This is a genomic window from Chelatococcus reniformis, assembly GCF_014640075.1.
In the GTDB taxonomy this organism is placed as follows: Bacteria; Pseudomonadota; Alphaproteobacteria; order Rhizobiales; family Beijerinckiaceae; genus Camelimonas; species Camelimonas reniformis.
This window is the reverse complement of sequence record NZ_BMGG01000006.1, coordinates 104,175-130,489: the sequence shown is the minus strand read 5'-3', so window position 1 is coordinate 130,489 and position 26,315 is coordinate 104,175. Positions and strand designations below refer to the sequence as shown.

Below are 26,315 nucleotides of genomic sequence, written 5' to 3'. Positions count from 1 at the left end.
ATGGCCATGTCGACCATCACCGTACGCTTCGCGCCGTCGCCGACGGGCTATCTGCATATCGGCAACGCGCGCACGGCCTTGCTCAATTGGCTCTTCGCCCGCAAAGCGGGCGGCCGTTTCATCCTGCGGCTGGACGACACCGACCAGGAGCGTTCGACGGCTGAGTTCGCCGCCGCCATCGCCGGCGATCTGGCCTGGCTGGGCATCGTTCCGGCCGGAACGGAGCGGCAGTCGGACCACATCGCGCGCTATCAGGAGGCGGCCGCGCGCCTACGCTCCCAGGGGCGGCTCTATGCCTGCTACGAAAGCCCCGACGAGCTGGAGCGACGGCGCAAGCGCCAGCTCGCCCGCGGCCAACCACCGATCTACGATCGCGCGGCGCTGGCTCTGACGGATGACGAGAAGGCGGCGCTTGAGGCGGAGGGACGGACGCCGCACTGGCGCTTCAAGCTCGCGCACGGCACCGTGGCGTGGACGGATCTGGTGCGCGGCGCGAGCCAGGTGGACACCGCGTCGCTGTCCGATCCCGTGCTGGTCCGTGCCGACGGTACGTTCCTCTACACGCTACCGTCGGTGGTCGATGATCTGGCCATGGGCGTGACGCACGTCATTCGCGGCGAGGACCACGTTACCAATACGGCGGTGCAGATCGAGATCATCGCGGCGCTGGGCGGAACGCCGCCCGCCTTCGGCCACCACAACCTGCTCACCACGATGAGCGGCGAAGGGTTGTCCAAGCGCCTGGGGCATCTGTCGCTGAGGGGGCTGCGGGAGAACGGCGTGGAGCCCATGGCGGTGGCGTCGCTGGCCGTCCTCGTGGGCTCGGCGGAAGCCGTCAGGCCGGTGGCATCGATGGCGGAGCTGGCCGATCTCGTCGACCTCGCCCACATCTCGCGCGCGCCGGCCAAGTTCGACGAGGCCGAGCTGACGCATCTCAACGCACGCCTTTTGCACGAGATGCCCTACGAAGCGGCCAGGGAGCGGTTGCTGCGCGCGGGGATCGACGGCGAGGGGTTCTGGCTCGCCGTCCGCGGCAACCTGGAGCGCTTCGCTGACGTCGAGAGCTGGTGGCGCATCGTCCATGGACCGGCGCAGGACATGACCGTCGCGGCTGCCGCCGACGCCGCATTCTGGGTCGCCGCTCGCGAGTGCCTGCCGCCCGCGCCATGGGACGGCTCGACGTGGAAAACCTGGACCGACGCGGTGAAGGCGCGGACAGGGGCCAAGGGGCGCGCCCTGTTCATGCCGTTGCGGCAGGCTCTCACCGGCCTCGATCACGGGCCGGAGCTAGCCGCTCTACTGCCGCTGATCGGCCGGGAGCGGACGCTCGAGCGGCTCCCCCGCTGAGCCTACGCAGCCGGGCCGCGTCACTCGGCTTTGTCGGCGGTGGTCGGCGAGGCGAAGATGTTGGGCGCGACCACCCGGACGTTCTGCTTCTGGCCGTTGGCGCCGATCACCTCGCGCACCTGCCCCTCGCGCGTCCCTACGGCACGCTGGCTGTCGATCGTCTGCGGCCCGATGCCCGACGATTCATGGCTCGCCGTCGGAACGGCCGCCGGATCGGGCATCGGCTCCTCGTCGGGCTCGGCGGACGCGGGCGTCTTGGCCTGTTTATCCCTGACGTCGGCGGGCTTGGTCTCGGCCGGCTTGGCGACAGGCTTGACGCGCGAAAGCTCCTCCGCCTTCTCCGCCGTAACGATGATGTCGTTGCGCCGCGGCCCGAGCAATTCCTCGCCGTGCTGGAGCGCGGCTGTCCAGCTCTCGCCCGGCTTGCGGCACGTGCAGGCCGGATCGAGCGAGCGCTTGTACTTGGAGGCGTTGGGAAGCTCCGTATAAGGTTTGCCCTCACGGTTGCCCGCCCGCTCGATCGCCCCGTCCGCGGGCATGAAGTAGACGAGCGTCTCCGTGGCCGGGCACAGCGCCTGGCACATTTCGGGCGCGCCGTCGCGGCTTCCGGTCGGCAGTGGGAAGAAATAGCCGTCACAGGAGCGCACGCACACCGTGCGCGATCCGCCGTAGCGTGTCTGCCGCTGCTCGGACGGGTCACCTTCGGTCGGCAACTGATCGTCGGGGGCCCGATTGGCCTCGTCCATAGAGTCGCCCGGGCGGACGCCGAACAGGCGCTCGAAGAAATTCGGCTGGCGGCCCCCTGCGGACCCGGGATCGCAGTTCTGGCGGATCGCAGCCATCAGTTGCTGGCGCCGCGGCTCGCTGCCCTGGGATTGCGCCATCGCGCGGTTGTACTCGGCGCTCACATGGCGCAGTTGCGCTTCGATCGCGCCGCACTGCTGCGGTTTCGGCTGGCCGAAGAACAGGAAGTTGACCCGATCACAGCCCAGGTTGGCGGCATAGCTCTGCAGACGGCCGAGTTCGCCGCGCAGCGCCCGCGCGGAGGCGGCCGCCCGGGCATCGCCTCCGCGGCCGAGCGAGGCGAGCTCGGCCCGGAACCGATCGCACGAGGGAGACTGGGCAACGGCAACGGCCGGCGCTGCCAGTAAGACCGAGGCAATGAAAGCTGATCTCAGCGCAAAGCGGCGAGCCATGAATCCTTCTCAAGACGACCATGGCCTGGCCACGGGCCGACGGGGTTGTGTGAGCCAACCGGATGGGCTGCGCGGTGACGCCACATCGATTATTCGAGGCCATCCAAGATGGCGACGTTGACTAAAGTATGGTCATCGTCCACCGGCGAGCTTCGGTCAAGCACGGTGGCGGACGCGATTCGCGGCCAGCAGAATCGCACGCCCGCGGCCGGCGTTCAACGGCGGTGGTCCTCGTGCCGCAGTGCCTTCGAGCGGCCGGCAACCATATAGATGCGCAGGAGGGGCCATGCTTCGCATTTCGATCAGCGCTGGCGCGGCTTTGGCTGCGCTATTCACGGGCGTCTGGCTTGCCGCGCCGGCACGCGCCGACGGGCCCGATCTTATTCTCAGGAAGTCCACCGTGTGGAAGTTCCTGACGCCGGACGACAGGCTCGCGGTCTACGGCGTCGACGATCCCGTCGTGAGCGGGGTCGCCTGCCACTATACGGTTCCGGAAAAGGGCGGTGTGAAGGGCATGATCGGCGTTGCCGAAGAAGTGTCGGACATTTCGCTGGCCTGCCGGCAAACCGGACCAATCTCGTTCAAGGAGAAGTTCGAGCAAGGCGACGTCGTCTTCTCGGAACGGCGATCGCTCATCTTTAAGCGCATGCAGATCGTGCGCGGCTGCGACGCCAAACGGAATACACTGGTCTATCTGGTCTACTCGGACAAGCTGATCGACGGTTCCCCAAAGAACTCGACGTCCACGGTGCCGATCGCGCCCTGGGGCGCAGGCGATCCACCCAAATGCGGCGACTGGCTGCGCTAGCTCAGCAAAGAGTTAGAGCGTCTTCGAGCGAAGTGGACGCCGGTTCGCGTGAAGAAAACGCGATTCATCAAACAGATAGAGCACTTCGGTGATACGAAGAAACGCGGAAATGCTCTCGAGCGGGATGATGATGCAGTTCCGCTCGAGCGTGCTGGCGCCTGGGCTGGTTCATCCAGTCGCAAGCGAGACGCTTTGACCGCAGACGGTTGAAGCAGACGTGGCGAGGGACTGGCGCAGTCGGCTGGCCGCCCGCGGAGCGAGACGAAGAACTCTAGCTCAGCGCGCGCACTGGATGGCGAGCGCCGTGCCAGTGCTGCTGTCGGCGGCCACCGAGCCGGTGGCGACCGCGCTGGCGGCGGCTGGCCCGAAGGCTGTGGCGCGGGCGAAACCGTTGGCCTGGCACCAACCGTCGGCGACGGCGCGACCGCAATCGCCGCCCCCTTGCAGGCACTCGCCGATGCCGTAACCATCCGATGGTGGGATCACGAAGGTCGCTTGCGACGGACCTATGCCGCCGGCCCGGGACAACCGCGGGCTGAGCAGAACCGGCAGCCCGACCAAAGCCAGCAACGCCACGGTGAACGCGATCCGACGCATCAATGATCCCCCGTCGCACAGGCGAACGCCGACGATCACCGCAACCGGCGGTGCCGTATCAACGCTCAGCTCCCGTAAATGTTGCCGCCGCGTTCGCGGGTCGTACCCGGACCGCTCCCGATATGGGGCTCTTTCTCATCGGGCGGGCGCCGGCGCAAGCCATCCGAACGTCTAAAGCGATCGCTTTGATCAATGTCCGGCGAGGCGTGCTATTTCTGCCATGGTGCGCCTCGTCCAGGGCGCGCGCAGGCCCTTGACGGACCGCAGCGGCGGGCGCAAAAGACGCCCATGACGACGGCCCGCATCATTTGCGCGATCTCGATTATCATCCGCTAGCGACACCGCTGGCTGGAGCCGTCTTCGTTTCAATCACCTGAAATCGGAACGTCCTCCGGGCCCGCGGCCAGGAAGACGCCATGTCTGTTGATCCAAGTGCCGGTTCGCGGGCGATCCGCCTGCATAACACGCTGACGCGGACGAAGGATGCGTTCCATCCGGTCGACGCCGCGAACGTGCGCATGTACGTCTGCGGGCCGACCGTCTACGACGACGCGCATATCGGCAATGCGCGGCCGATCATCGTCTTCGATGTTCTCTTCCGGTTGCTGCGCCAGATCTATGGCGCCGAACACGTCACCTATGTCCGGAACATCACGGACGTGGACGACAAGATCAACGCGCGGGCCGCGGAGCGCGGCATCACCATCCGCGCGCTGACCGAGACGACGGCGGCGCGCTTTCACGAGGATATTGCCGCGCTCGGCGTGCTGGCGCCGACCGTTGAGCCGCGTGCCACCGATCACATCGCCGAGATGGTGATGCTGATCGAGCGGCTCGTCGCCCGCGATGTGGCCTACGTGGCCGAGGATCACGTGCTGTTCGGCGTGGCAGCCATGGGGCGGCTCGAGGGCGTGCCGCGTTACGGCGCGCTGTCCAACCGAAGCCTCGACGAGATGCTCGCCGGCGCTCGCGTCGAGGTGGCGCCCTACAAGCGTGATCCCATGGACTTTGTGCTGTGGAAGCCCTCCAAGGCGGGCGAGCCGGGCTGGCCATCGCCGTGCGGCATTGCCGCCGATGGACGCCCCGGCTGGCACATCGAGTGCTCGGCCATGTCGTGGAAGCATCTGGTCGATGCCTTCGCCGGCCGTCTGCGCTGCGAGGCCGCAGAGGCGACCGTGTTCGATATCCACGGCGGCGGCATCGACCTCGTCTTTCCCCATCACGAGGACGAGATCGCCCAGACCTGCTGCGCGCTGGAGACGCCGCGCATGGCCAACTACTGGCTACACAATGGTTTTCTGCAGGTGGAAGGCCAGAAGATGTCGAAGTCGCTCGGCAACTTCGTCACCATCCGCCAGTTGCTGACGACGGACACCTTCGGCGGCCGCTCGTGGCCGGGTGAGGTGTTGCGCCTCGCCATGCTGCGCGCGCACTACCGGCAGCCCATCGACTGGACCGTGAGGGCGCTCGAGGAGGCCGAGGCGACGTTGATGGCCTGGCATGACGCCGCAGGCTTCGGCGAGATCGTCCCGGCCGCCCAGCCCCCGGAGCCGATGCTGCTCGCGCTAGAGGACGACCTGAATACGGCCGAGGCGATCGCGGCGCTGCACGGCTTGCGAAAGACGGGACAGCTCGGCGCCTTGAAGGCGGGCCTGCAATTCCTCGGGCTGCTCAACGCGTCCCGCTTTTCCCCAAGCGGGAGCGCCTTCGATCCCAAGGCGGATCTGACGCCGGAGAATCGCCGGAAGATCGAAGCCTGGATCGAGAGGCGCGCCGAGGCACGCGCGGCAAAGAACTGGGGAGAGTCCGACCGCATCCGGGACGAGCTCTCGGCCGCCGGCATCGTGCTCAAGGACAACAAGGACGGTACCACGACGTGGGATGTGGCGCGCGGAGGGCACCGCTGATGGGACAGGCGTTCAAAACTGGCCTCAGGCCCTTTCTGCCCGCCGACGCGCCGGCGCTGGCGGCCATCTTCCGGACGGCGATCGACGAGATCGCGGCGGACGACTACGACGAGGCCCAGCGCGAGGCATGGGCCTCCGCCGCCGATGACGAGGCCGCCTTCGGCGAGCATCTGGCAGGCATGCTGACGCTCGTCGGCGTGATCGGCGGATCGCCCATGGGATTTGCCGCCCTCAGGGGCAACGACCACGTCGAATACCTCTACGTGCATCCGGCGGTCGCGGGGCAAGGGGTGGCGAGCCAGCTGCTCGAAGCCCTGGAGAAGCTGGCCGGGGCCCGCGGCGCCACCAGCCTGACGACCGATGCGAGCGATACCGCCCGCGGGTTCTTTCAGAAGCGCGGCTACCAGGATCTCCATCGCGAAACGGTGCAGCGCGGTGGTGAATGGCTGGGCCGAACCGCCATGCGCAAGCAGTTGGCGGCCAACGAGACCGGGACGAAACGCTCATGACGCGCGACCGCCTCTACCTGTTCGACACCACCCTGCGCGACGGCGCGCAAACGACCGGCGTCGATTTCTCGCTCGACGACAAGCGCGTCATTGCCGCGATGCTGGACAAGCTCGGCCTCGACTATGTCGAGGGCGGCTATCCCGGCGCCAACCCGCTGGACACCGAATTTTTCAGCGATCGCCGCACCGTCGCCGCCCGCTTCACCGCCTTCGGCATGACCAAGCGGACGGGGCGTTCCGCCGCCAACGACCCGGGCGTCGCCGCCTTGCTCGACAGCAGCGCCGACGCGATCTGCTTCGTCGCCAAGAGCTGGGACTATCAGGTGCACGTTGCCCTCGAGATCTCGCTGGACGACAATCTGGAAGGCATCCGCGACAGCATCGGTCTGACCGTGGCGCGGGGGCGCGAGGCGCTGCTCGACTGCGAGCATTTCTTCGACGGCTACAAGGCCAATCCGGACTATGCGCTGGCCTGCGCCAAGGCGGCCTGGGAGGCGGGCGCCCGCTGGGTGGTGCTATGCGACACCAATGGCGGCACGCTGCCGGAGGAGGTGGAGCGCATCGTCACCGAGGTCTGCAAGCATGTGCCCGGCGACCATCTCGGCATCCATGCGCACGATGATACCGGCTGCGCGGTCGCCAACTCCCTGGCGGCGGTCCGCGCCGGCGTGCGCCATATCCAGGGCACCCTCAACGGTCTGGGCGAGCGCTGCGGCAACGCCAACCTGGTGAGCCTGATCCCGACTTTGAAGCTCAAGCGGGACTATGCGGAGCGCTGCGAGATCGGCGTCACCGATGAGGGGCTGCGGCAGTTGACACACGTCTCTCGCACGCTGGACGAGATCCTCAACCGGGCGCCGGACCGCCATGCCCCTTATGTGGGCGCCAGCGCCTTCACGACCAAGGCCGGCATCCATGCCTCAGCCGTGCTGAAGGACCCGCGGACCTACGAGCACGTCGATCCCGCGAGCGTCGGCAACGAGCGCAGGCTGCTGGTGTCCGACCAGGCGGGCAAGTCCAACATCCTGGCCGAACTGGAGCGGATCGGCATTCCGCTCGACAAGGACGACCGCCGCATCGGCCGTCTGCTCGACGAGGTGAAGGACAAGGAGGCGCAGGGCTATGCCTACGAAGGCGCCGACGCGTCCTTCTTCCTGCTGGCTAAGCGTGTCCTGGGCGAGGTGCCGCGCTATTTCGACGTGGAGCGCTTCAGCGTCAACGTCGAGCGCCGCTACAACGCACTCGGCGAGCTGGTGACCGTGGCCCAGGCCGTGGTCAAGGTGAAGGTGGGCGACGAGGAGCTGATCTCTGTGGGCGAGGGCAACGGCCCGGTCAATGCCCTCGACGTGGCCCTGCGCAAGGATCTCGGCAAATATCAGCCGCTGATCAAGGGGCTCGGCCTCGTCGATTTCAAGGTTCGCGTGTTCCAGGGCGGCACCGATGCCGTGACGCGGGTACTGGTCGAGAGCGGCGACGAGACCGGGGACCGCTGGGTGACCGTGGGCGTCAGCCCCAACATCATCGACGCCTCATTCCAGGCGCTGACCGACAGCATCACCTACAAGCTGGTGAAAAGCGGCGCGACCGCTTAATCGTCAGGTTCGTCGCGAGTCCGCCGGCCCGCCGGCGGGCAGCTCCTGACGAGAATGTCCCGCCGGCTCGCCGGCGGGCAGCTCCTGACAAGAAAATGTCCCGCCGGCTCGCCGGCGGGCAGCTCCTGACAAGAAAATGTCCCGCCGGCTCGCCGGCGGGCAGCTCCTGACAAGAGAATGTCCCGCCGGCTCGCCGGCGGGCAGCTCCTGACAAGAGAATGTCCCGCCGGCTCGCCGGCGGGACAGGGCACGCTTACTTCGCCGGTGCCGCCGGTGCGGTGCCCGCGGCCTGGGGCGGATCGAGGCGGGTGCAGCCGCCATCGGCGATCGGGCGCATGATGTCCGCCGCCTTCACCTTCTGCTTGATCTTCAGCAGATCCCAGCCCTGCTTCACGTCCTCGGGCGCCTTCACCTCGGCGAGCAGCATGTCGTTCATGAGCCGGCCGTCGGGGCGAACCGTGGCGCCCGGGGCGAAGAAGTCGTCGACCGGCATCTCCTTCATCTTGCGCATCACGGTCAGCCCATCGTGGGACTTGGCAGCTTCCACCGCGCGCAGGTAGTGGCGCACGGCGCTGTAGACCGCCGCCTGCGCCTGGGTCGGCATGCGCCCGCCGTGCTTCTCGGCGAAACGCTTGCCGAAGGCGCGGCTGGCGTCGTCGTTGTCCCAGTAGTAGCCGGTCAGGTACTGCACGCCCTGGGTGGCCTTGGCGCCGAGGGAGTGGACCGAGGTGAGATAGAAGATCAGCACGGCGAGCTTCTGGTCGCCTTCGCCGACCTGGAACTCGCGGGCCTGCTTCAGGCTGGTGACGGTATCGCCGGAGGCGTTGGCGAGCGCAACGATCTGGGCGCCCGAACCTTGGGCCTGCAGGAGGAACGACGAGAAGTCCATGGTGCCGACCGGATGGCGGACCGACCCCACGACCTTGCCGCCGAGCGAGTCGACGATCTTGGTCACCTCGTTCTGCATGGCGTGACCGAAGGCATAGTCGGCCGTGATGAAGTACCAGGTCTTGCCTCCCTGCTCGACGATCGACCGGGCAAGGCCCTGCGCCAGCGAGTAGGTATCGTAGAGCCACATCGCGCCGGTCGGCGAGCAGGCCTTGCCGAAGACTTCGGCCGTCGCCGAGCCCGAGTGCACGACGATCTTGCCGCGCTCGCGGGCGATATCCTGCACGGCTAGCGAGATCGCCGAATTGCCGATGTCGAAGAGGGCGTCGACGCCCTCCTGGTCGTAGAGCTGGCGCGCGAGCGAGGCGCCGAGGTCGGTCTTGTTCTGGTGATCGGGCGCAAGCAGCTTCACCGGCTGTCCGAGCACCTTGCCGCCGAGATCGTCGATGGCGAGCTGGGCCGCGATGACGGAGCCGACGCCGCCCGCGTCGGAGAAGACCGAGCTCTTGTCATTCAAGACGGCGATGGCGACCGGCTTGGCCGCATCCTGTGCCTGTGCCCCGGCGGTGGCCGCCAGGCCGGCGAGGCCGAGCGCCAGACAGCGCGTCAGCAGCGATCTCATGAGCGTACTCCCGAAAGCGAATTCCGTATCCAACGCGTATTCCGCAGAGCTGGCCGCCGGCTCAGCGATCGGAAGGCGCAAGACGGCTGGGGGATGAGGGCGCCCGGCGGCCCGCAAGGGGCCGGGCCGGCGCGGACAGCGCAATAGAGCGGCCGGGCAAGCTTTGTGAAGCGCCTTCCCGCCCACGCCGGCGATTCCGCCATGATACCAATCGCCGCGGGCGGCCAGCGGCCCGCCGCGTGCGCCTGCCTCAGAAGCGCTGGCCGATCAGCGGGTCGGTCCGACCCTCACGGCCCGCGTAGGCCATGCCGTTGGCCTGGGCCTTGAGCGCCGGGATGACATCCTCGACATCGTCCACCACGCCGTAGCTGACCTCGAGCCCGGGCCGGATGAAACCATTGTCGCGCATGTGCTCGACGAGAACGAGGAGCGGCCGCCAGAAGCCCCGGGTGTTGAGCACGAGGATCGGCTTGCTGTGCTGTCCGAGCTGGGCCCAGGTCAGCTGCTCGATGAGCTCCTCCAGGGTGCCAATACCGCCGGGCAGCGCCACGAAGGCGTCGGCGCGCTCATACATCATGCGCTTGCGGGTGTGCATGTCGGCGACGACGACGGTCTCCTGGGCGTCCTGCAGCATGACCTCGCGGGCCTTCAGGAACTCCGGGATAATGCCGGTGACGTGGCCACCGTGATCGATCACGGATCGGGCGATCTCGCCCATCAGGCCGATGTTGCCGCCTCCGTAGACGAGGGCGAGCCCCTGTTCGGCCATGCGGCGGCCCAGCGTGCGCGCCGCCTCCATGAAGTCCGGGTGCCGTCCCGTGCCGGAGCCGCAGTAAACGCAAACGGATTTGATTGCAGCCGCGGCGTCGGGCGCCGCTGGCGCTCCGGGATGGGTCTGGGAAGGGGAGGGCAGTGCCGCTTTATGCGTATTGTCTATAAACCTCATTCACAATCCATGCATGAGATCATGTTCTAAAGTGGGGCGCCCGGCCGTCTTGGGAGAAGGCGTGGACGACGCTAAGGTGAATGCGCTCTCGAGCGGACTGTCAGTGTGACCGGTCCGATCCGCTTCATACCATTCGCAGGCACCGCTTCAAACCAGAAAAAGTACTAGAATCAGAAACTTGATCGCGAGTTCCAGACCTGAAACGCAGGGCCCGGGATCGAATCCCGACACAACGCACGAGCAATCAAAGCGCTTCTCGATGACAGCTGTACGGTGGGACAGAACAGCGCTGGTGATTTTGGCCATGGTGGGGTTCGCCGCCGCCATCCTGGCGCTGGGGCCGCTGCGGCCGCATCTGCCGTGGCCCGCGGCACTCCGCTCCTCTGTCGGTGTGGACGGGATGCGAGCGCAGCCCTCTACCGCGGCCACGGCAAAGCCTGCGCCCGGCGGCGCCCTCACCGTTCCGCCGCCAGCCGCGGCCGGTGCGCCGGATCCGTCACAGCCGGTGTTCGATGTCGTCCGCGTCGAGCCCAATGGTGAAGCGGTCATCGCCGGACGCGCCGCCCCGAGGTCGACGGTCGAGCTGCTGCGCAACGGCGTGGTGGTCGAGCGGGCGGTCGCCGATGCGGAGGGCGCCTTCGCCATCACGACGCCGGCGCTGCCCGTCGGCGAGTATGAGCTCACGCTGCGGGCGCGCACGAGCAGCGGCGCGCGCCGCGCGTCGTCGCAGATCGTCGGCGTGACCGTCAAGCCGAGCGGGCCGCCGCTGGTGGCCCTCGTCACCCCGGGCAAGCCCACGGCGCTGCTGTCCAACCCGCTGGCCGAGCCCTCGTCGAACGGCACCGCCGCGCCGATCACGATCGAGCTGGCCGAGGCGGAGGCCAACGGCAGCCTGTTCGTGGTCGGCCGGGCGCCGCCGGGCGCCTCGGTCCGGCTCTATCTCAACGACGCCTATCTCGCCTCCGCCGTCGCGCGCAGCGACGGTCAGGTGAGCTTCGCGGTGAAGGGCGGCGTCAAGCCCGGATCCTACAGCGTGCGCCTCGACGACGTCACGCGCGGCATCGGCGAGGTACGCTCGCGCGCCGAAGTGCCGTTCACCATGCCCGCCGCGGTCGCCGCCCGGCCACTCGGGCGCGACGGTCACGGCATAGAGAGCGAAAACGGTGAGAGCGCGACGACGGCGTTCGGAGCGCCGGCGGTGGCCCCTGCCCGGGCCGACCGCGAGGCCGACGCCAGCACCGTGGTTGACGGCGTCAACACTCGTATGGTCGCTCGCGGCGACAGCCTCTGGCGCATCAGCCGCGAGGTCTACCGCATCGGGCAGCGGTACACGACGATCTACAAGGCCAATCGGGACCAGATCGCCAACCCCCACCGCATCTATCCCGGCCAGGTATTCGTACTGCCGAGCGAAGGCCGGCTCTGAGACGGTCCTGGTCGCCGCGCGCATGCGGCCCCCGCGGGCGCGGCGGGGTGCATGGCAGCTGTACCACGCCTATATAAGAGACGATTTTTCCCCTGGAACGTTCTGATGTCATTGGCGACAAACGGCGCGCTGGACAAGGGCCCGCCGGCGGGCGGCGCTCGGCGCGGCCCGGGCGGCGACCTGATCTCCACCGGCCGCCGGCTCTGGCCCTTCATCTGGCCGCCGGCGGATCGGCGCGACCTCAAGCTCCGCATCTACGTGGCGACCGCCCTCATCCTGGCGGCGAAGCTCGTTACCGTCGGGATGCCCTACACCTTCAAATGGGCGACCGATGCGCTGGCGGGCGACGCGCCGCTGGCGTCCGGCAACCATGCCTGGCTTTGGCAGGCACCCGTCGCGCTGACACTGATCTACGGCGCGACGCGCGTCCTGATGGCGGTGCTCACCCAGATCCGCGATGCGGTGTTCGCCAAGGTGGCGATGGCTGCCGTGCGGCGGCTCGCCATGCAGACCTTCGCGCACATGCACCAATTGTCCCTGCGCTTCCATCTGGAGCGCAAGACCGGTGGCCTGACGCGCGTGCTGGAGCGCGGCCGCACCGGCATCGAGGAACTGACGCGCCTGTTCGTCCTGCAGCTGCTGCCGACCATCGTGGAATTCGCGCTGGTCATGGCCGTGCTCTACCTTCAGTTCGACTGGCGTTATGCGGCCATCGTGATCGTCATGATCGTCGCCTACCTTGGCTTCACCTACCGTGCCACCGAATGGCGGATCTCGATCCGCCGCCGCATGAACGATTCCGACACGGAGGCGCAGAGCAAGGCGGTCGATTCCCTGCTCAACTTCGAGACGGTCAAATACTTCGGCGCCGAGGCGCGTGAGACCGAGCGTTACGACCGGTCGATGGCACGCTACGAGCAGGCAAGTGTGCAGACCTATACCTCGCTCGCCGTGCTGAACGCCGGCCAGGTGGTGATCTTCACGCTCGGGCTCGCGGCGGCCATGGCGCTGGCGGCCAGGGACGTGATGGCGGGTCACACCACGGTGGGCGGCTTCGTCATGATCAATGCCATGCTGATCCAGCTGTCGATCCCCCTGAACTTCCTCGGCATGATCTATCGCGAGATCAAGCAGGCGCTGATCGACATCGAGCAGATGTTCACCGTGCTGGCGCAGCACCCCGAGATCGAGGATCGTCCCGGTGCTCCGGCGCTCGCGGTGGCGGACGGTGCCGTGCGCTTCGAGGATGTGCGCTTCGGCTACGTCCCCGGTCGCGAGATCCTAAGGGGTGTGAGCTTCGAGGTGCCGGCCGGCCGCACGGTGGCCATCGTCGGTCCCTCCGGCGCCGGCAAGTCGACCATCTCCCGGCTGCTCTACCGCTTCTACGAGCCGAGCTCTGGACGCATCACCATCGACGGCCAGGACATCGCGGCCGTGTCGCAGGCGAGCCTGCGCGCGGCGATCGGCATGGTGCCGCAGGATACAGTGCTGTTCAACGACACCATCGCCTACAATATCCGCTACGGGCGCTGGGACGCGACGAAGGACCAGGTCGAGGCGGCGGCGCGTCTGGCCCAGATCGACCGCATCATCGCCTCGCTGCCGCAGGGCTACGAGACGCCGGTCGGCGAGCGCGGCCTGAAGCTGTCGGGCGGCGAGAAGCAGCGCGTCGCGATCGCCCGCACCATCCTCAAGGCGCCGCCCATCCTGATCCTCGACGAGGCCACGTCGGCGCTCGACAGCTTCACCGAACGGGAGATTCAGGATGCGCTCGAGCGCATCAGCCGCGGCCGCACCACGCTGGTCATCGCCCACCGGCTCTCCACGGTGGTCAACGCCGATGAGATCCTCGTCCTCGACAAGGGGCGGGTGGTGGAGCGCGGCAGCCATCCGGCTTTGATCGCGCGGCAGGGGATCTACGCCGCGCTCTGGAGCAGGCAGCGCCAGGCCGAGGCGGCACGCGAGACGCTGAAGCAGAGCGAGGCCGCGCTCGACGAGACGTTCACTGACGCCCGTGCTGGCGCCGACGGCTCGCCGGCGTCACAATTGGAGCACATGGCGAGCGCGGCCGTCTGACTGGCTCGCCCGATTTGGCAGGCCTTGCGCGGCGGTCGAACGGCCGCGACGTCGCGGCCGCGTGTTTGGGTGCCATGCGGATGGGGACATCGCCGCCATCCTTGGCTACATATCGTGCGCTCTGGCATCCGGGACGCTTCCTTGGGCTTGGGAGAGTCCACCCAACCCCAAAGCGCGCCAGAGCGCTTCTCCTTGATCGGGTGGAAATACCCGATCAAGGAGAAGCGCCCCAGATTCAGAGACTTGGAGCATTTCTAACCGATCAGATGATCCATCTGATCGGGAAAGGCTCCAGGAGCGCTCGCACGGCAAGGATCTCGCATGTCTGTCGTCACGTCGATCCGGGAGAGCCTCGTCCCGATCCACAAGGAGGGGTACCCCTTCATCGCCATCGCGGCGGCCATCGCCGTGGTGCTGGGCCAGCTTTGGGGGCCCCTGGGCTGGATCGGCGCGATCATCACCCTGTGGGTCTGCTTCTTCTTTCGCGATCCGCCACGGGTCACGCCGTTGCGCGACGGCCTCGTCGTCGCCCCGGCGGACGGCCGCATCAGCAGCATCGCCGAGGTCCTGCCGCCGCCGGAGCTGGAACTGGGGCACGCACCGATGCTGCGCATCTCCATCTTCATGAACGTCTTCGACGTGCACGTGAATCGGGCTCCGGTCAGCGGCCGCATCACCCGCATCGTCTACACGCCGGGGCTGTTCCTGAACGCCGATCTGGACAAGGCGAGCGAGGACAACGAGCGCAGTGGCATGGTCATCGATGCCGGCGAGGTACCGATTGGTGTGGTTCAGATCGCCGGGCTGGTGGCGCGGCGCATCGTCGGCTTCGTCCGTCAAGGTGATACGGTGTCGGCGGGCGAGCGTTTCGGCCTGATCCGCTTCGGTTCGCGGGTGGATGTCTACCTGCCCGCCGGCGTGCATGCGATCGTCGGGCTGAACCAACGGTCGGTCGCCGGCGAAACGGTGCTGGCGGACCTGCGTGGCGGCGAGCCGCCGCGGGCGTTCCACGCCGAGTGACACGGGGATCTGTGCCCACGATGAGCGATCTGTTTCCGCCTTTCGCCCCGGACGGCAGCGAGGAGCCCAGGCGGCGCGGCTTTCAGCCGGTGCCGCTGCGGGTGCTGGTGCCCAATGTCATCACCCTGTTCGCGCTCTGCCTGGGGCTGAGCGCCATTCGCCTCGGCATCGAGGGCAAGCTCGACACCGCGGTCATCGCCATTGTCATCGCTGCCATCCTCGACGGTGTCGACGGGCGCGTGGCCCGCTTTCTGAAGGGCACCTCCCGGTTCGGCGCCGAGCTCGACTCACTGGCCGATTTCGTCAACTTCGGCGTGGCGCCGGCGTTGCTGCTCTACACGTTCACGCTCGATGAGTTGCGCTCGATCGGCTGGATCGTCGCGCTGGTCTACACGGTCGCCGCGGCGCTCCGGCTCGCTCGCTTCAACGTCTCGCTGGACGATCCCGCTCGGCCCGAGTGGAAGAAGGACTATTTCGTGGGCCTCGCGGCGCCGGCCGGTGCCATCTCCGCCCTGCTGCCGGTCTATCTGCATCTGCTCGGGTTGCCGACGCAGCACATGGCTCCGGTCATCATGGTCTACCTGCTCGCCATCGCCTTCCTGATGGTGAGCAATCTACCGACCTTTGCGGGCAAGACGTTCGGCCGGCGCATTCCGCGCGAATGGGTGCTGCCGCTGTTCGTCGCCTGCGTCCTGGTCGTGGCGCTGCTCGCGAGCTTCACCTTCGAGGTGCTGGCCGTGCTCACGATCGCCTATCTCGCCTATTTTCCGTTCGGCGTTGCCGCCTACAGGGCGCGTGAGCGCCGCGAGGCGGCCGTTGCGAGCCAGGTGGAGCGCAGCGCGCCGAGCGAGCGCACGCCGCCGGCGGACCGCCCTGGCGGTGCGGGCGATGCCGCCGAGCCGCGCGTCGACTGATCTGGCGCGGCAGGACGAGTGCATGTCGAACGCAAGGCCACACCATGACACCTGCGGCGGCTACGGTTTACGAAGCATCTCGGATCGGATGCCATGAGCGATGGTAGCAACCTCGAGCCCGCGAAGGGAGCGCCCTGGTTTCGGCGCTGGCTTCCCGGTGGCTCGCCCGCCGCGGATGGCCCGCCCGCCGATCACGACACAGGCAAGGAGGACGCCGGTCGGCCGGCGTCCGCGGCAAGGAGGTATCGTGGAGTGACGGAGCCCGCGACGGACGAGGCGTGGCGCCCCACGCTGGTGCTCGCCTCGGCGTCGCCCCGGCGCCTGGCGCTCCTCGAGCAGGCAGGCATCCGGCCGGATGCGCTGCTGCCGGCGGACATCGACGAGACCGCCCGGCGTGGCGAGCGGCCGCGCGACTATGCCCGGCGCGTCGCCAAAGAGAAGGCCCGCGTGGCGAGCGAAGTCGCACGGTCGCGCCCCGATCCGGAACAGATCATCACGCTTGCAGCCGATACCGTCGTCTCTGTCGGTCGCCGCATTCTGCCCAAGCCGGAGCTTCTCGACGATGCCGCCGCGTGCCTGCGGCTGCTGTCGGGCCGCACTCACCATGTCCACACCGCGGTCTGCATCGTCGGTCCCGGTGGGGCCGCACGTGAGCGCGTCGTCGAATCGAAGGTGCGGCTGAAGAACCTCTCACGGGGCGAGTTGGAGAGTTACCTCGGGTCCGGCGAATGGCGCGGCAAGGCCGGCGGCTATGCCATCCAGGGGCTGGCCGGCACGTTCGTGGTCAAGCTCGTCGGCTCCTACACGAACGTCGTGGGCCTGCCACTCTACGAAACAGTGAATCTGCTCGCCGGTGCGGGCTATCCCGTCCGGTTCACCTGGATTGAGGCGGCTTGAGCGGGTGCTCACCGGCAGGCCGTCCGGTCCGCGATCTGACGATGGCGGTCCGGGCATGCTCCAGAGCCCCGGGCACACTGCGCGCCGTCTGACGATGGAACTGGGCTCGTCCCTCATCCGATTCCAAGGCTGATGAGATGAACGGAAGCGACCGAAAGGGCCGAGAGCGATGAAGAGCGATCCCGTCGCCGGCGCCGGCCACCTCGCCGCGCCAGATCAGTCCGAGGTTGCGCCGTCCAAGCGCAGCGCGCGCCCCTGTGCCATCTGCGGCAAGCCCGTCCGGGCTGAGCATCGACCCTTCTGCTCCGCGCGATGCGCCGATATCGACCTCAACCGCTGGCTGGGCGGCGTTTATGTGATCCCGGCAACGTCGGAGCCCGATGAGGAGGCCGACTGAGGCGCGACCGGCCGGTGAGCTCGCCGGCGTCAGCCTGCGATGGCGGGCGTCAGCGAGGGGATCAGCACCAGGGCGGAAGTGACGGTTGCGACGACGGCGAAGAAGGCGTTGCGGACGCTCATGGCAGATTCCCCAGTCGGCGGCGGCTCGTCTCGTCCGCCCGTGCTTCCGTCGTAAGGATCCCCGGCCGAGTCCGCGGTGCGACGGCGCACGCGCGGACCGATCGCAACCGGTGCGAAAAGCGCATTCACATTTCCCCAAAATGCTCTACCACTCGCTAAAACGCGGGTGAGTTCAGGGGAGTGCGCATATGGGGGTGGAAGGGCTGACCATTCTGGTCACCGGAGCAGCGTCCGGTCTGGGGGCTGCAAGCGCCGTCATGCTGGCGGAGCGCGGCGCGGCGCGCCTGCTCCTCAACTACGCCTCCAGCCGCGAGGCAGCGGAAGCGACTGCCGAGACCTGCCGCAAGGCCGGCGCGGAGGTCCGCGTGGTCCAGGGCGACGTCGCGGAGGACGCGGATTGTCGCCGCATCGTCGGCGAGGCTGCCGCTTGGGGGCATCTCGACGGCCTCGTCAACAACGCCGGCACGACGTTGCACGTCGCCCACGGCAATCTCGACGGCCTCTCCGCCGCCGACTTCCAGCGCATCTACGCCGTCAATACCATCGGCCCCTACCAGATGATCCGGGCCGCCCGCGGACTGCTCGAGGAGGGCGGTCGGCGCCTCCAGGCTCCGGCCGGCGTGGTCAACGTCTCGTCGATCGCCGGCATTTCCGGTATCGGCTCGTCCATCGCCTATGTGGGAAGCAAGGCGGCGCTCAACGGCATCACCCTGTCGTTGGCCCGCGCGCTGGCGCCGCTGATCCGCGTCAACGCCCTGTGTCCCGGCTATATGGATACGCCGTGGTTCGTGAAGGGCACCGGCCAGCAGGCAGCCGACCAACTGCGGGAGGGCGTTCGCGCCACCATGCCGCTGCAAGCGGCCCCGACGCCCGAGGACGTGGCCGAGGCGGTCGTCTTTCTCGTCGGCACGGGCTCCCGCTACATGACCGGTGAGATCGTGCCCTACGACGCCGGCGCGCGGCTGGTCGGGCCTGGCCCGCGGCGCGGCGCCAACGCGTAGATCGGCGGGGAAACCCATGCCCCTCGTCAAGGATAAGGTCGCCATCATAACCGGTGCGACCAGCGGGATCGGAGAGGCGACCGTCGCCCTCTTCGTGGCGGAGGGCGCCCATGTCGTGTTTACCGGCCGGCGCCGCGCCGAAGGCGAGGCGATCGCGGCGCGGCACGGCGGTCGGGCGGTCTTCGTCCAGGCCGACGCCACCCTCGAGGCCGACTGGATCCAGGTCGTCGACGGCACACTGCAGCGGTTCGGCCGCGTCGACTGCCTGTTCAACAACGCCGGCGGACCGGCGCCGACCGGCGGCATCGCCTCGATCCCGGTCGATGGCTTCGACGCGGCGATGGCGCTGCTGGTCCGCTCGGTGATGCTCGGTATGAAGCACGTCGCCCCGCCGATGGTCGCGCAGGGGTCCGGCAGCATCATCAACAACGCCTCGATCGCCGCGCACCTCGCCGGCTATTCGAGTTCGTTGATCTACGGCGCCGCAAAGGCCGCCGTGCTGCACCTGACGAAATGCGTTGCCATGGAACTCGGCGAGCACAATGTGCGCGTCAACTCGATCTCCCCCGGCACGATCGCGACCGGCATCCTGCCCAAAGCTCTGGGCGTCGAGGCCGCGGCTGCCGACCGCCTGGCGGAGGGCATGAAGGCGACGATGGCCAAGGCGCAACCGATTCCCCGGGCCGGCCTGCCGGACGACATTGCCCAGTGCGCCCTCTATCTCGCCTCCGATCGCAGCAGCTTCGTCAACGGCACCGACCTCGTCGTCGACGGCGGCATGATCGGCGGCCGCATGTTCACGCCTCACCAGGACAGCTTGCGGGCCATGCGCGAGGCATTCGGCCGATAGAGCCTCTTTCAGAAAGAAGCGAGAAGGACCAGGAATGAAGATCGATGGAATTTCGGCGGTTGTGACCGGCGGCGCCTCGGGGCTAGGGCGGGCGACGGCCGAGCGGTTGATCGCCGGCGGCGCCAAGGTCGTGATTGCCGATCTGCCGACGTCACAGGGCGCCGAGACCGCCAAGGAGCTCGGCGGCGCGGCGAGCTTCGTGCCGGGCGACGTGACGAGCGAGAGCGACATGCAGGCGGTGTTCGCAGCGGCGGAGGCGAACGGCCCGTTGCGCGCGGTCGTGCACTGCGCCGGCCGGGGCGGCGCCCTGCGCATCCTCGACAAGAACGGCAATCCCGGTGCGCTCGACCACTACGAGATGGTCGTCCGCATCAACCTCATCGGCACCTTCAACGTGCTGCGGCTGGCCGCCGCTGCCATGGCCAAGGCCGAGCCGCTGGACGAGGAGCGCGGCGTCGTCGTCAACACCGCCTCGATCGCCGGCTACGAGGGGCAGATCGGCCAGATCCCCTACGCCTCGGCGAAGGCCGGCATCATCGGCATGACGCTGGTGGCGGCGCGCGACCTGGCGAGTCGGGGAATCCGGGTCAACACGATCGCACCGGGCATCTTCGACACGCCGCTGCTCGGCCGCCTGGCGCAGCCGATCCGCGATGCGCTCGGCGCAAGCGTGCCGTTCCCGCCGCGCCTCGGTACGGCCGACGAGTATGCCAAGCTCGCGCTCCACATCATCGAGAACCCGATGCTGAACGGCGAGACCATCCGTATCGACGGCGCATTGCGCATGGCCCCCCGGTAGATGACGCGCCTCTGGCTTCCGGGAGCAGTCACCCGGCCGCCGCGCTCGGCACCCCTCTAGGAGCGCCTCCATGTCGTCGCTGCCGACGATTGCGCAAGTCAATTGTGTGGTCGTCGGCACGACAGGGAGCGCAGGCTCGGATCCGACGCCGCCTCGTGCGCCGCGATCCGACGCTCCCGGCGTTCTCTACAGTCTGCAGTACGTACGGGCGTTCGCTGCGCTCAGCGTCGCCCTCTACCACTTCAAGCCGACGTTCGTCGGCTACGGAGGTCCGGTCGGCCTGGCAGGCCTCGTCGATGCCGGCTATGCTGGCGTCGATGCGTTCTTCGTGCTGTCCGGCTTCCTGATGGTCTGGACGTCGAGGCTCGAGGAGGCGCCTGCACCGTTCATTCTCCGGCGGTTGGCGCGTCTCTACATCGGCTACCTGCCGATTGCCCTTGCGCTGCTTCTATACAAGTATTTTACGTTGGGCATCCAACACCAGGTGCATCAGCCGATCGAGGTATGGTCGTCGTTGCTGTTGTTGAACCCAGACGCCTATACGGCGATCATCTTCCCGGCCTGGTCGCTCTATTACGAGCTGCTGTTCTACATTGCATTCGCCGGCATCCTCATCGCGGGCCGTTGGGGATTCATTTTTGCCGTGCTGCTCGCGCTTACCGCTTACGCGGTAGTCGGTTGGAGCGGCGTCCTCGGCCCGACGCAATCAGCGGCGCTGCTCAACCCGATCAATGCCGAGTTCATCATCGGAATGGCGCTCGGCAACATCGCGTTGCAAGGCCGGCTCTCGCGGTCCCAGGCGGTGCTTGCGGCGCCGCTGGCGATCTGCCTCATCGCATTCGGCTGCATCAGCGGCCAGACCGCTTGGCGCATCGTCTGGTTCGGAGTCGGTTTCTTCTTTCTCTATTATGTCCTCATCTACCTGGAGCTGAATGGCCGGATGTGGAAGCTGGCCCTCGGAAAGCATCTGGGCGATAGCTCCTATGCCATCTACCTGCTCCACATTCCCGTCATCTACGTCATGCAGACGACGGGCAGCTTCGATCGCATCCTGTCGGTTGGCGGCTGGCCGTTGCTGCTGGCGATATTCGTGGCCACCCTGCTGGTCGTCCCGAGCGCCTTCCACCTCCTGGTCGAGACGCCGCTCAATCGTGGGGCGCGCCGTTTGATCGGGCAGGCACTCGGCCAACGCCGCGCGAGCACGGCGCCGGATCGCCCTCGATCCGAGGCGGTTCAGGCGATGGTCCCTCAGGCGGCCTGCGACGGGGTCGTGACCATCGGCAAGCGCGCGTCCACCGACGCGCAGACCGTGCTCGACACCGCGTAACGGACGTAGATTCCGCGTCCGCGCGAACTGCCCTGGCCGGTGGGCGCCGCGCCGGCGGACGTCGGTCCTTCTCCGGCGGGCGGCGTCAGCGGATCGGTGCGCACCCACGATCGGAGAGAGGCCCCGTGGTTCAGGAGGCGCGGCGATCGTCGCCAAGGCCTGCCAGGATCTCATAGGACCTGAGGCGGGCACGATGGTCGTAGATGGCGCCTGCGACCATCAGCTCGTCGGCGCCCGTCTTGGCGATGAAGGCGTCGAGGCCTCCCCGCACCGTCTCGGCCGAGCCCACGATCGAGCAGCTGAGCATGCCGGAGACATGCGCTTTCTCCGCCGGCGTCCAATAGCTCTCGATGTCGTCGATCGGCGGCCGCATGCGGCCCCGCGTGCCGCGGATCAGGTTGGTGAACTGCTGCTGCGGCGTGGTGAACAGCCGCCTGGCCTCGGCATCGGTGTCGGCGGCGACGACGTTCACGCCGACCATGGCGTAGGGCTTGTCGAGCTGCGCCGACGGCTCGAAGCGTTCGCGATAGACCTCCAGCGCCTGCATCAGGGCGTCGGGCGCGAAGTGCGAGGCGAAAGCGTAGGGCAGCCCCAGCATGGCGGCGAGCTGCGCGCCGAACAGGCTGGAGCCGAGGATCCACAGCGGCACGCGCGTGTCCGTGCCCGGCACCGCCTGGATCACCTGGTCGGCCTGGAGCGGGCCCAGCAGCGCCTGCACCTCGAGCACATCCTGGGGGAAATGCTCGGCCGCCATGGCATCGCGCCGCAGCGCGCGCAGGGTGCGCTGGTCCGTGCCGGGGGCGCGGCCGAGCCCCAGGTCGATGCGGCCGGGATAGAGCGTCTCGAGCGTGCCGAACTGCTCGGCGATCACCATCGGCGAGTGGTTGGGCAGCATGATGCCGCCGGAGCCGACGCGGATCGTCGACGTAGCCGAGGCGACATAGCCGATCACCACCGACGTAGCGGCGCTGGCGATACCGACCATGTTGTGGTGCTCGGCCAGCCAATAACGCTTGTAGCCCCAACGCTCGGCGTGCTGCGCCAGATCGCGGGTGTTGGTCAGCGCATCGGCCGGCGTCTGGCCTTCAGGTACGAAGGCGAGGTCGAGAATGGAGAATGGCACCACGCGTTCGACTTCCCTTGTTGTCAGCCGATGCGGACCGTCCGCTCGCGCCGCTGCTGCGCTGACAGATCAGTGCGCCGGCCGGCTGGCGCAAGGCCGCCCTTGCACATACACCTTATGCGCGGGGCGGGGCCATGGGACCCGATTGGAGCGCGCCGGCCATCCGGCGGTTATATTCGTGCGCGGAGCGCCAGGGCGAGGGCGATATGGACAAGAAGAAGCCGTGGATCGGCGTGGACCTGGACGGCACGCTCGCCCACTTCGATACGTGGCACGGCATCGAGCATGTGGGCGAGCCGATCGGGCCGATGATGGCGCGGGTGCGCGAGTGGCTGGCACGCGGTGTCGTGGTGAAGATCTTCACGGCGCGCGCCTCGGTCGAGGAGCCGCTGCGCAGCGACGTGATCACGCACATCCACGCCTGGCTCGTGCTGCACGGGCTGCCGCCGCTCGAGGTCACCTGCGTCAAGGATCTGTGGATGAAGGAGATGTGGGATGACCGCGCGATCCAGGTCATCCCCAACACCGGCATCAGCATTGCCGATGAATTGACCGCCGAGCGTGCGGCCCAGGCCGGCAAGCCGTGAGGCGACGGCCGGCGCTCCCCCGATCCGGCTGCATCTGACCGGAGAGACGGGCTCCACCTCAAGGCGGAGCGCCTCTCCCCCGATCACCAGCCCATCGCGATCGCCTGGCTCAGGCTGCGGCGGCGTAGGCCTGCACGTGGTGGTAGCTGTCGCCGAACAGCGTATCGAGCACCCGCAGCCGCTTGAAATAGTGGCCGATGATGTACTCCTCGGTCATGCCGATACCGCCGTGCAGCTGGACGCCCTGGCCGCCGACGAAGAAGCCGGCACGACCGACGCGGGCCTTGGTGGCGGAGACGGCGGCCCGCCGTGCCTTGGCGTCGCCCAGCGCCAGCGCCTCCAGGCCGCGGCCGAGGCTCGCTCGTGCCAGCTCCAGCTCCACATACATGTCGGCGAGGCGGTGTTGCAGCGCCTGGAAATCGGCCAGCGGCGCACCGAACTGTTTGCGCGTCTTGAGGTAGTCGCGCGTGATCCAGAGCGCCTTGTCCATGGCTCCGACCGCATCGGCGCAGGCTATGACCGAGCCGGTCGCCCACGCCGCGTCGATCGCGGCAAAGCCGCCGCCGACGCTGCCCAGCACGGCGTCGCCGGCGACGCGCACTCCCTGCAGCTCCACGTCGGCCACCGCCTGGTGGTCGATGGTGCGGTAGCTCTTCACCGCGAGGCCGGGGGTGTCCCGATCGACGACGAAGAGGGTAAGACCGCTCTCGTCGCCGGGGGCACCGGCAGATCGCGCCGACACGACGAAGCGGTCGGCCACGGTGCCGCCGAGCACCAGGCATTTGAAGCCGTCGAGTACGAAGCCATCGCCGTCGGCGTGGGCGCTGGTGGTCACCCAGGCCGGGTTGCCGCGTGCCTCCGGCTCGTCGTGGGCCAGGGCAAAGATGGTTTCGCCCGTCGCCAGCGCGCCCAGCAGCTCACCGGCGCGCGCGCCGCCGGCCCGCTCGATGGCCGTGCCGGCGAGCACCGCCGAGCCGAGGAAGGGCTCGGCGACGAGGCCGCGCCCGAAGCATTCGGCGATGATGGCGAGGTCCGCCGGGCTGCCGCCCAGTCCGCCGGCATCCTCCGGCAGGGCGGCGCCGAGCCAGCCCATCTCCGCGAAGGTCGCCCAGGTGGCCCGGAGCGTCTCGGGGGTCGACGGCCGTGTCTTGCGGTGGCCGAAGGCGTCATGCTTCTGGACGAAGCGCTCGACGCTTTCCGCCAGGAGCCGCTGATCGTCGTTCAGGTCGCGCTGCCCGTTGGTCTCGCCGCGCAGCAGCAGGCGCGACAGGATGTTGCGCTGGACCTCGCTGGAGCCGCCGTAGATGGTGGCGGCGCGCATGAACAGGAACTCGGCCGTCGTGTCGACGCCGTGTGGCAGGCCCGGCAGATAGGCGCCGGCGCGTTCGTGGGGTTCGGGATAATAGGCGGCGCCGTAGGACCCCAGCGCCTCCACCTGCAGGCCGAGAATCTCCTGCTGGAGGCGCGTGCCCTCCAGCTTGAGCACCGATGGCAACGCGGGATCGCCGTTGTCGCTCTCGATGGCGCGCAGCACCCCGGCCTCCAGCGCCAGCAGGTCGACCTCGGCGCGGGCGATGCGGCTCTTGAGATCGGTGTTCTCGGCGAGCGGCCGGCCCCACTTGCGCTCGGCCTGCGCCATCTCCTTCAGCATCGCCAGGTTGCACTTGTTGGCCGGCACGGCCGCGGTGGCCACGCGCTCGTTGCCGAGCAGGAACTTGGCGTAGTCCCAGCCCTTGCCCTCCTGCCCGATGAGGCAGTCGGCGGGCACGACGACATTGTCGAAGAACACCTCGCAGAGGCTCTCGCCGCCGTCGATCGATTGGATCGGCCGCACCGTGATGCCGGGCAGGTCGATCTTCACCAGCAGGAACGAGATGCCGAGCTGCGGCTTCACGTCCGGATTGGTGCGCACCAGGCAGAAGATCCAGTCGGCCATCATCGACTGGGAATTCCAGATCTTCTGGCCGTTGACCACGTAGGTGTCGCCCTGGCGCACGGCGCGCGTCCTGAGGGAGGCGAGGTCGGAGCCGGAGTTGGGCTCCGAGAAGCCCTGCGACCAGAACACCTTGCCTTCACGGATCGGTGGCAGGAAGCGCTGCTTCTGCGCCTCGTTGCCGAAGGCGTAGACCACCGGGCCGACGAGGCCGACGCCCTGGATGTTGGTGCCGGGCGTGCCTGCGGCCACCAGCTCGGCGTCGAAGATGTATTTCTGCATGGCCGTCCACCCCGGCCCGCCATATTCGCGCGGCCAGTGGGGCACCGACCAGCCCTGCTTGGCGAGGATCTGCGTGAAGCCGAGGATGTCGTCGCGCGTCGGATGCACGGCGGTCTTGGTACGCTCGATCAGGTCCTTGGGCAGGTTGTCGCGCAGGAAGGCGCGGACCTCTTCGCGGAACATGTCATTGGACTTGGCCACGTTGGCGTTCATTGCATCCTCCTCGTTCGGCCGCAGGCCAGCCGAACCATCGACGGACTTCGCATCCATTCATCTTGCGCGATGAGATTAGAGCATGTCGGCAAGGGGGCGACAGCCCCCCTTGCCGGGCGGACGGATGCCGCCGGTACGGCGGCCGGTCAAATGGATATGGCCGGGCTGCGGCCCGGCCATATCTGCTACTTGCCCTTAACGGTCGGCTGGGCCGACCGTGAGGCTCACTCGGCCGCGAGCTTGGCGTGCGAGCCGTCGCCGGGGCGGCGGGTGGCGCCGGAGGCCGCCAGGGCACGCTCGCGCGCCTGCTGCATCGGATAGAGCCGGTTCATCATCAGCCGCTGGGCCGGCAGGCCGCCGCCCGCCTGGAGCGCCACGACGAACTGCCAGCCGCCGTAGGCATCGGCGGTGAGGTCGCGGATCATGTTGTAGACGCGCATGCGCGTCTCGACATCCACGCTCTTCTTGGTCGCCAGGTACTTGCGGATGTACTTGCCGGACTCCTCGTTGCGCAGGTCGCTCTCCAGCGGCAGCGTCAGCACCAGGCCGCCGGCCAGGTCGTGCAGGTAGCGCACGGTCTGGTGGTAGTTGGCGGCGTAGTAGTACTTGGCTGCATTGATGCCGAGCGTGTTCGGGTGAACCATGCCGGACGGCGTCGTCTCGTAGTGCCGAGTGGCATAGTCGAGCGACATGCGCAGCATCTCGGCGTAGGTGATCAGTTCGGCAATGGAGTTCTGCGCGACCGGGTCGCTCTCCTTGCCCTGCATCTCCGTCACCAGCTGGGCAAGGCCGACGAACAGCTCCGACATCCGCACGGCTTCGATCACGCCGCCGGTGCGCTCCCACAGGCCCAGCGACTGGGCCAGCCGGCTGGCGAGCTGCACCTCGCCGGCCAGGAACACCCGGTCCCACGGCACGAACACGTCGTCGAAGACG

The 26,315-nt window shown here is 68.1% G+C and carries 23 protein-coding genes; 16 read left to right on the top strand and 7 right to left on the bottom strand.

Annotated features, from left to right (window positions below):
• The gene (gene gltX / locus IEW34_RS16970) at positions 1 to 1,347 is read left to right on the top strand and encodes a glutamate--tRNA ligase (RefSeq protein ID WP_188610408.1); all 1,347 of its coding nucleotides are present in this window, start codon (positions 1 to 3) and stop codon (positions 1,345 to 1,347) included.
• Positions 1,348 to 1,367: 20 nt separating this feature from the next.
• Here gltX and IEW34_RS16965 read toward each other — a convergent pair whose 3' ends face one another.
• Positions 1,368 to 2,543, bottom strand: coding sequence for a DUF2865 domain-containing protein (locus IEW34_RS16965; RefSeq protein WP_188610407.1), 1,176 nt, complete (start codon positions 2,541 to 2,543; stop codon positions 1,368 to 1,370).
• 286 nt (positions 2,544 to 2,829) lie between these two features.
• Here IEW34_RS16965 and IEW34_RS16960 point away from each other — a divergent pair, with 286 nt between their 5' ends.
• On the top strand, positions 2,830 to 3,351 hold the full coding sequence (locus IEW34_RS16960) for a CreA family protein (protein ID WP_188610406.1): 522 nt from the start codon (positions 2,830 to 2,832) through the stop codon (positions 3,349 to 3,351).
• A 276-nt stretch (positions 3,352 to 3,627) separates the two neighbouring features.
• Here IEW34_RS16960 and IEW34_RS16955 read toward each other — a convergent pair whose 3' ends face one another.
• Entirely contained in the window at positions 3,628 to 3,948 is a 321-nt protein-coding gene (locus tag IEW34_RS16955) for a hypothetical protein (RefSeq protein WP_188610405.1), read from the bottom strand.
• Between the two features lie 416 nt (positions 3,949 to 4,364).
• Here IEW34_RS16955 and cysS point away from each other — a divergent pair, with 416 nt between their 5' ends.
• Genes cysS through cimA form a run of 3 tightly spaced genes read left to right on the top strand, consistent with a single transcriptional unit; the run spans position 4,365 to position 7,956 of the window.
• Positions 4,365 to 5,855 (top strand): cysteine--tRNA ligase, encoded by a 1,491-nt coding sequence (cysS, locus tag IEW34_RS16950; protein WP_188610404.1) that lies wholly within the window; start codon positions 4,365 to 4,367, stop codon positions 5,853 to 5,855.
• Complete coding sequence (locus IEW34_RS16945; RefSeq protein WP_188610403.1) at positions 5,855 to 6,364, top strand: GNAT family N-acetyltransferase; 510 nt, start codon at positions 5,855 to 5,857, stop codon at positions 6,362 to 6,364. Before cysS ends, IEW34_RS16945 begins: the two co-directional genes overlap by 1 nt.
• Positions 6,361 to 7,956 (top strand): citramalate synthase, encoded by a 1,596-nt coding sequence (cimA, locus tag IEW34_RS16940; protein WP_188610402.1) that lies wholly within the window; start codon positions 6,361 to 6,363, stop codon positions 7,954 to 7,956. The genes IEW34_RS16945 and cimA overlap by 4 nt, the downstream gene beginning before the upstream one ends.
• A gap of 253 nt (positions 7,957 to 8,209) precedes the next feature.
• On the opposite strand, the gene IEW34_RS16935 is transcribed toward cimA, so the two are convergent.
• Positions 8,210 to 9,466 (bottom strand): ABC transporter substrate-binding protein, encoded by a 1,257-nt coding sequence (locus IEW34_RS16935; protein ID WP_188610401.1) that lies wholly within the window; start codon positions 9,464 to 9,466, stop codon positions 8,210 to 8,212.
• Positions 9,467 to 9,716: 250 nt separating this feature from the next.
• Entirely contained in the window at positions 9,717 to 10,319 is a 603-nt protein-coding gene (locus IEW34_RS16930) for a TIGR00730 family Rossman fold protein (protein ID WP_280516309.1), read from the bottom strand.
• Between the two features lie 352 nt (positions 10,320 to 10,671).
• Here IEW34_RS16930 and IEW34_RS16925 point away from each other — a divergent pair, with 352 nt between their 5' ends.
• The 10 genes from IEW34_RS16925 (at position 10,672) to IEW34_RS16880 (ending at position 21,241) form a co-directional block, all read left to right on the top strand.
• Entirely contained in the window at positions 10,672 to 11,838 is a 1,167-nt protein-coding gene (locus IEW34_RS16925) for a LysM peptidoglycan-binding domain-containing protein (RefSeq protein ID WP_194446523.1), read from the top strand.
• 105 nt (positions 11,839 to 11,943) lie between these two features.
• The gene (locus IEW34_RS16920) at positions 11,944 to 13,914 is read left to right on the top strand and encodes an ABCB family ABC transporter ATP-binding protein/permease (RefSeq protein ID WP_188610398.1); all 1,971 of its coding nucleotides are present in this window, start codon (positions 11,944 to 11,946) and stop codon (positions 13,912 to 13,914) included.
• A 321-nt stretch (positions 13,915 to 14,235) separates the two neighbouring features.
• Positions 14,236 to 14,934, top strand: coding sequence for a phosphatidylserine decarboxylase (locus IEW34_RS16915; RefSeq protein WP_188610397.1), 699 nt, complete (start codon positions 14,236 to 14,238; stop codon positions 14,932 to 14,934).
• A gap of 20 nt (positions 14,935 to 14,954) precedes the next feature.
• Positions 14,955 to 15,848, top strand: a complete 894-nt coding sequence (pssA, locus tag IEW34_RS16910; protein ID WP_188610396.1) for a CDP-diacylglycerol--serine O-phosphatidyltransferase — start codon at positions 14,955 to 14,957, stop codon at positions 15,846 to 15,848.
• A 252-nt stretch (positions 15,849 to 16,100) separates the two neighbouring features.
• A complete protein-coding gene (locus tag IEW34_RS16905; protein ID WP_244642043.1) occupies positions 16,101 to 16,745 on the top strand; it encodes a Maf family nucleotide pyrophosphatase in 645 nt (214 codons plus the stop codon).
• Between the two features lie 169 nt (positions 16,746 to 16,914).
• Positions 16,915 to 17,142, top strand: coding sequence for a DNA gyrase inhibitor YacG (gene yacG / locus IEW34_RS16900; protein WP_188610394.1), 228 nt, complete (start codon positions 16,915 to 16,917; stop codon positions 17,140 to 17,142).
• Positions 17,143 to 17,452: 310 nt separating this feature from the next.
• Positions 17,453 to 18,265, top strand: coding sequence for an SDR family NAD(P)-dependent oxidoreductase (locus tag IEW34_RS16895; protein ID WP_188610393.1), 813 nt, complete (start codon positions 17,453 to 17,455; stop codon positions 18,263 to 18,265).
• 16 nt (positions 18,266 to 18,281) lie between these two features.
• Entirely contained in the window at positions 18,282 to 19,115 is an 834-nt protein-coding gene (locus IEW34_RS16890; RefSeq protein ID WP_188610392.1) for an SDR family NAD(P)-dependent oxidoreductase, read from the top strand.
• 34 nt (positions 19,116 to 19,149) lie between these two features.
• Positions 19,150 to 19,914, top strand: a complete 765-nt coding sequence (locus IEW34_RS16885; protein WP_188610391.1) for an SDR family NAD(P)-dependent oxidoreductase — start codon at positions 19,150 to 19,152, stop codon at positions 19,912 to 19,914.
• Positions 19,915 to 19,984: 70 nt separating this feature from the next.
• Positions 19,985 to 21,241: an acyltransferase family protein gene (locus IEW34_RS16880; RefSeq protein WP_188610390.1), complete on the top strand. Its 1,257-nt coding sequence runs from the start codon at positions 19,985 to 19,987 to the stop codon at positions 21,239 to 21,241.
• 130 nt (positions 21,242 to 21,371) lie between these two features.
• Here the strand turns inward: IEW34_RS16880 and IEW34_RS16875 are convergent, their stop codons facing one another.
• Positions 21,372 to 22,367, bottom strand: coding sequence for an LLM class flavin-dependent oxidoreductase (locus tag IEW34_RS16875; protein ID WP_188610389.1), 996 nt, complete (start codon positions 22,365 to 22,367; stop codon positions 21,372 to 21,374).
• 203 nt (positions 22,368 to 22,570) lie between these two features.
• Between IEW34_RS16875 and IEW34_RS16870 the strand changes: the two genes are divergently transcribed.
• Positions 22,571 to 22,951 carry a hypothetical protein gene (locus tag IEW34_RS16870; RefSeq protein WP_188610388.1) on the top strand — a complete coding sequence of 127 codons (381 nt, stop codon included), beginning with the start codon at positions 22,571 to 22,573 and terminating at the stop codon, positions 22,949 to 22,951.
• A 109-nt stretch (positions 22,952 to 23,060) separates the two neighbouring features.
• Here the strand turns inward: IEW34_RS16870 and IEW34_RS16865 are convergent, their stop codons facing one another.
• Positions 23,061 to 25,379 carry an acyl-CoA dehydrogenase family protein gene (locus IEW34_RS16865; protein ID WP_188610387.1) on the bottom strand — a complete coding sequence of 773 codons (2,319 nt, stop codon included), beginning with the start codon at positions 25,377 to 25,379 and terminating at the stop codon, positions 23,061 to 23,063.
• A gap of 224 nt (positions 25,380 to 25,603) precedes the next feature.
• Positions 25,604 to 26,315 (bottom strand): 4-hydroxyphenylacetate 3-hydroxylase C-terminal domain-containing protein (locus IEW34_RS30305; RefSeq protein WP_210324521.1); only part of this gene is annotated, 712 nt, incomplete at its 5' end.

Bases quoted from the DNA above. Each gene is read 5' to 3' on its own strand.
- gltX (WP_188610408.1), top strand. From the start codon at position 1: ATGGCCATGTCGACCATCACCGTACGCTTCGCGCCGTCGCCGACGGGC.
- IEW34_RS16965 (WP_188610407.1), bottom strand. From the start codon at position 2,543: ATGGCTCGCCGCTTTGCGCTGAGATCAGCTTTCATTGCCTCGGTCTTA.
- IEW34_RS16960 (WP_188610406.1), top strand. From the start codon at position 2,830: ATGCTTCGCATTTCGATCAGCGCTGGCGCGGCTTTGGCTGCGCTATTC.
- IEW34_RS16955 (WP_188610405.1), bottom strand. From the start codon at position 3,948: ATGCGTCGGATCGCGTTCACCGTGGCGTTGCTGGCTTTGGTCGGGCTG.
- cysS (WP_188610404.1), top strand. From the start codon at position 4,365: ATGTCTGTTGATCCAAGTGCCGGTTCGCGGGCGATCCGCCTGCATAAC.
- IEW34_RS16945 (WP_188610403.1), top strand. From the start codon at position 5,855: ATGGGACAGGCGTTCAAAACTGGCCTCAGGCCCTTTCTGCCCGCCGAC.
- cimA (WP_188610402.1), top strand. From the start codon at position 6,361: ATGACGCGCGACCGCCTCTACCTGTTCGACACCACCCTGCGCGACGGC.
- IEW34_RS16935 (WP_188610401.1), bottom strand. From the start codon at position 9,466: ATGAGATCGCTGCTGACGCGCTGTCTGGCGCTCGGCCTCGCCGGCCTG.
- IEW34_RS16925 (WP_194446523.1), top strand. From the start codon at position 10,672: ATGACAGCTGTACGGTGGGACAGAACAGCGCTGGTGATTTTGGCCATG.
- IEW34_RS16920 (WP_188610398.1), top strand. From the start codon at position 11,944: ATGTCATTGGCGACAAACGGCGCGCTGGACAAGGGCCCGCCGGCGGGC.
- IEW34_RS16915 (WP_188610397.1), top strand. From the start codon at position 14,236: ATGTCTGTCGTCACGTCGATCCGGGAGAGCCTCGTCCCGATCCACAAG.
- pssA (WP_188610396.1), top strand. From the start codon at position 14,955: ATGAGCGATCTGTTTCCGCCTTTCGCCCCGGACGGCAGCGAGGAGCCC.
- yacG (WP_188610394.1), top strand. From the start codon at position 16,915: ATGAAGAGCGATCCCGTCGCCGGCGCCGGCCACCTCGCCGCGCCAGAT.
- IEW34_RS16895 (WP_188610393.1), top strand. From the start codon at position 17,453: ATGGGGGTGGAAGGGCTGACCATTCTGGTCACCGGAGCAGCGTCCGGT.
- IEW34_RS16890 (WP_188610392.1), top strand. From the start codon at position 18,282: ATGCCCCTCGTCAAGGATAAGGTCGCCATCATAACCGGTGCGACCAGC.
- IEW34_RS16885 (WP_188610391.1), top strand. From the start codon at position 19,150: ATGAAGATCGATGGAATTTCGGCGGTTGTGACCGGCGGCGCCTCGGGG.
- IEW34_RS16880 (WP_188610390.1), top strand. From the start codon at position 19,985: ATGTCGTCGCTGCCGACGATTGCGCAAGTCAATTGTGTGGTCGTCGGC.
- IEW34_RS16870 (WP_188610388.1), top strand. From the start codon at position 22,571: ATGGACAAGAAGAAGCCGTGGATCGGCGTGGACCTGGACGGCACGCTC.
- IEW34_RS16865 (WP_188610387.1), bottom strand. From the start codon at position 25,379: ATGAACGCCAACGTGGCCAAGTCCAATGACATGTTCCGCGAAGAGGTC.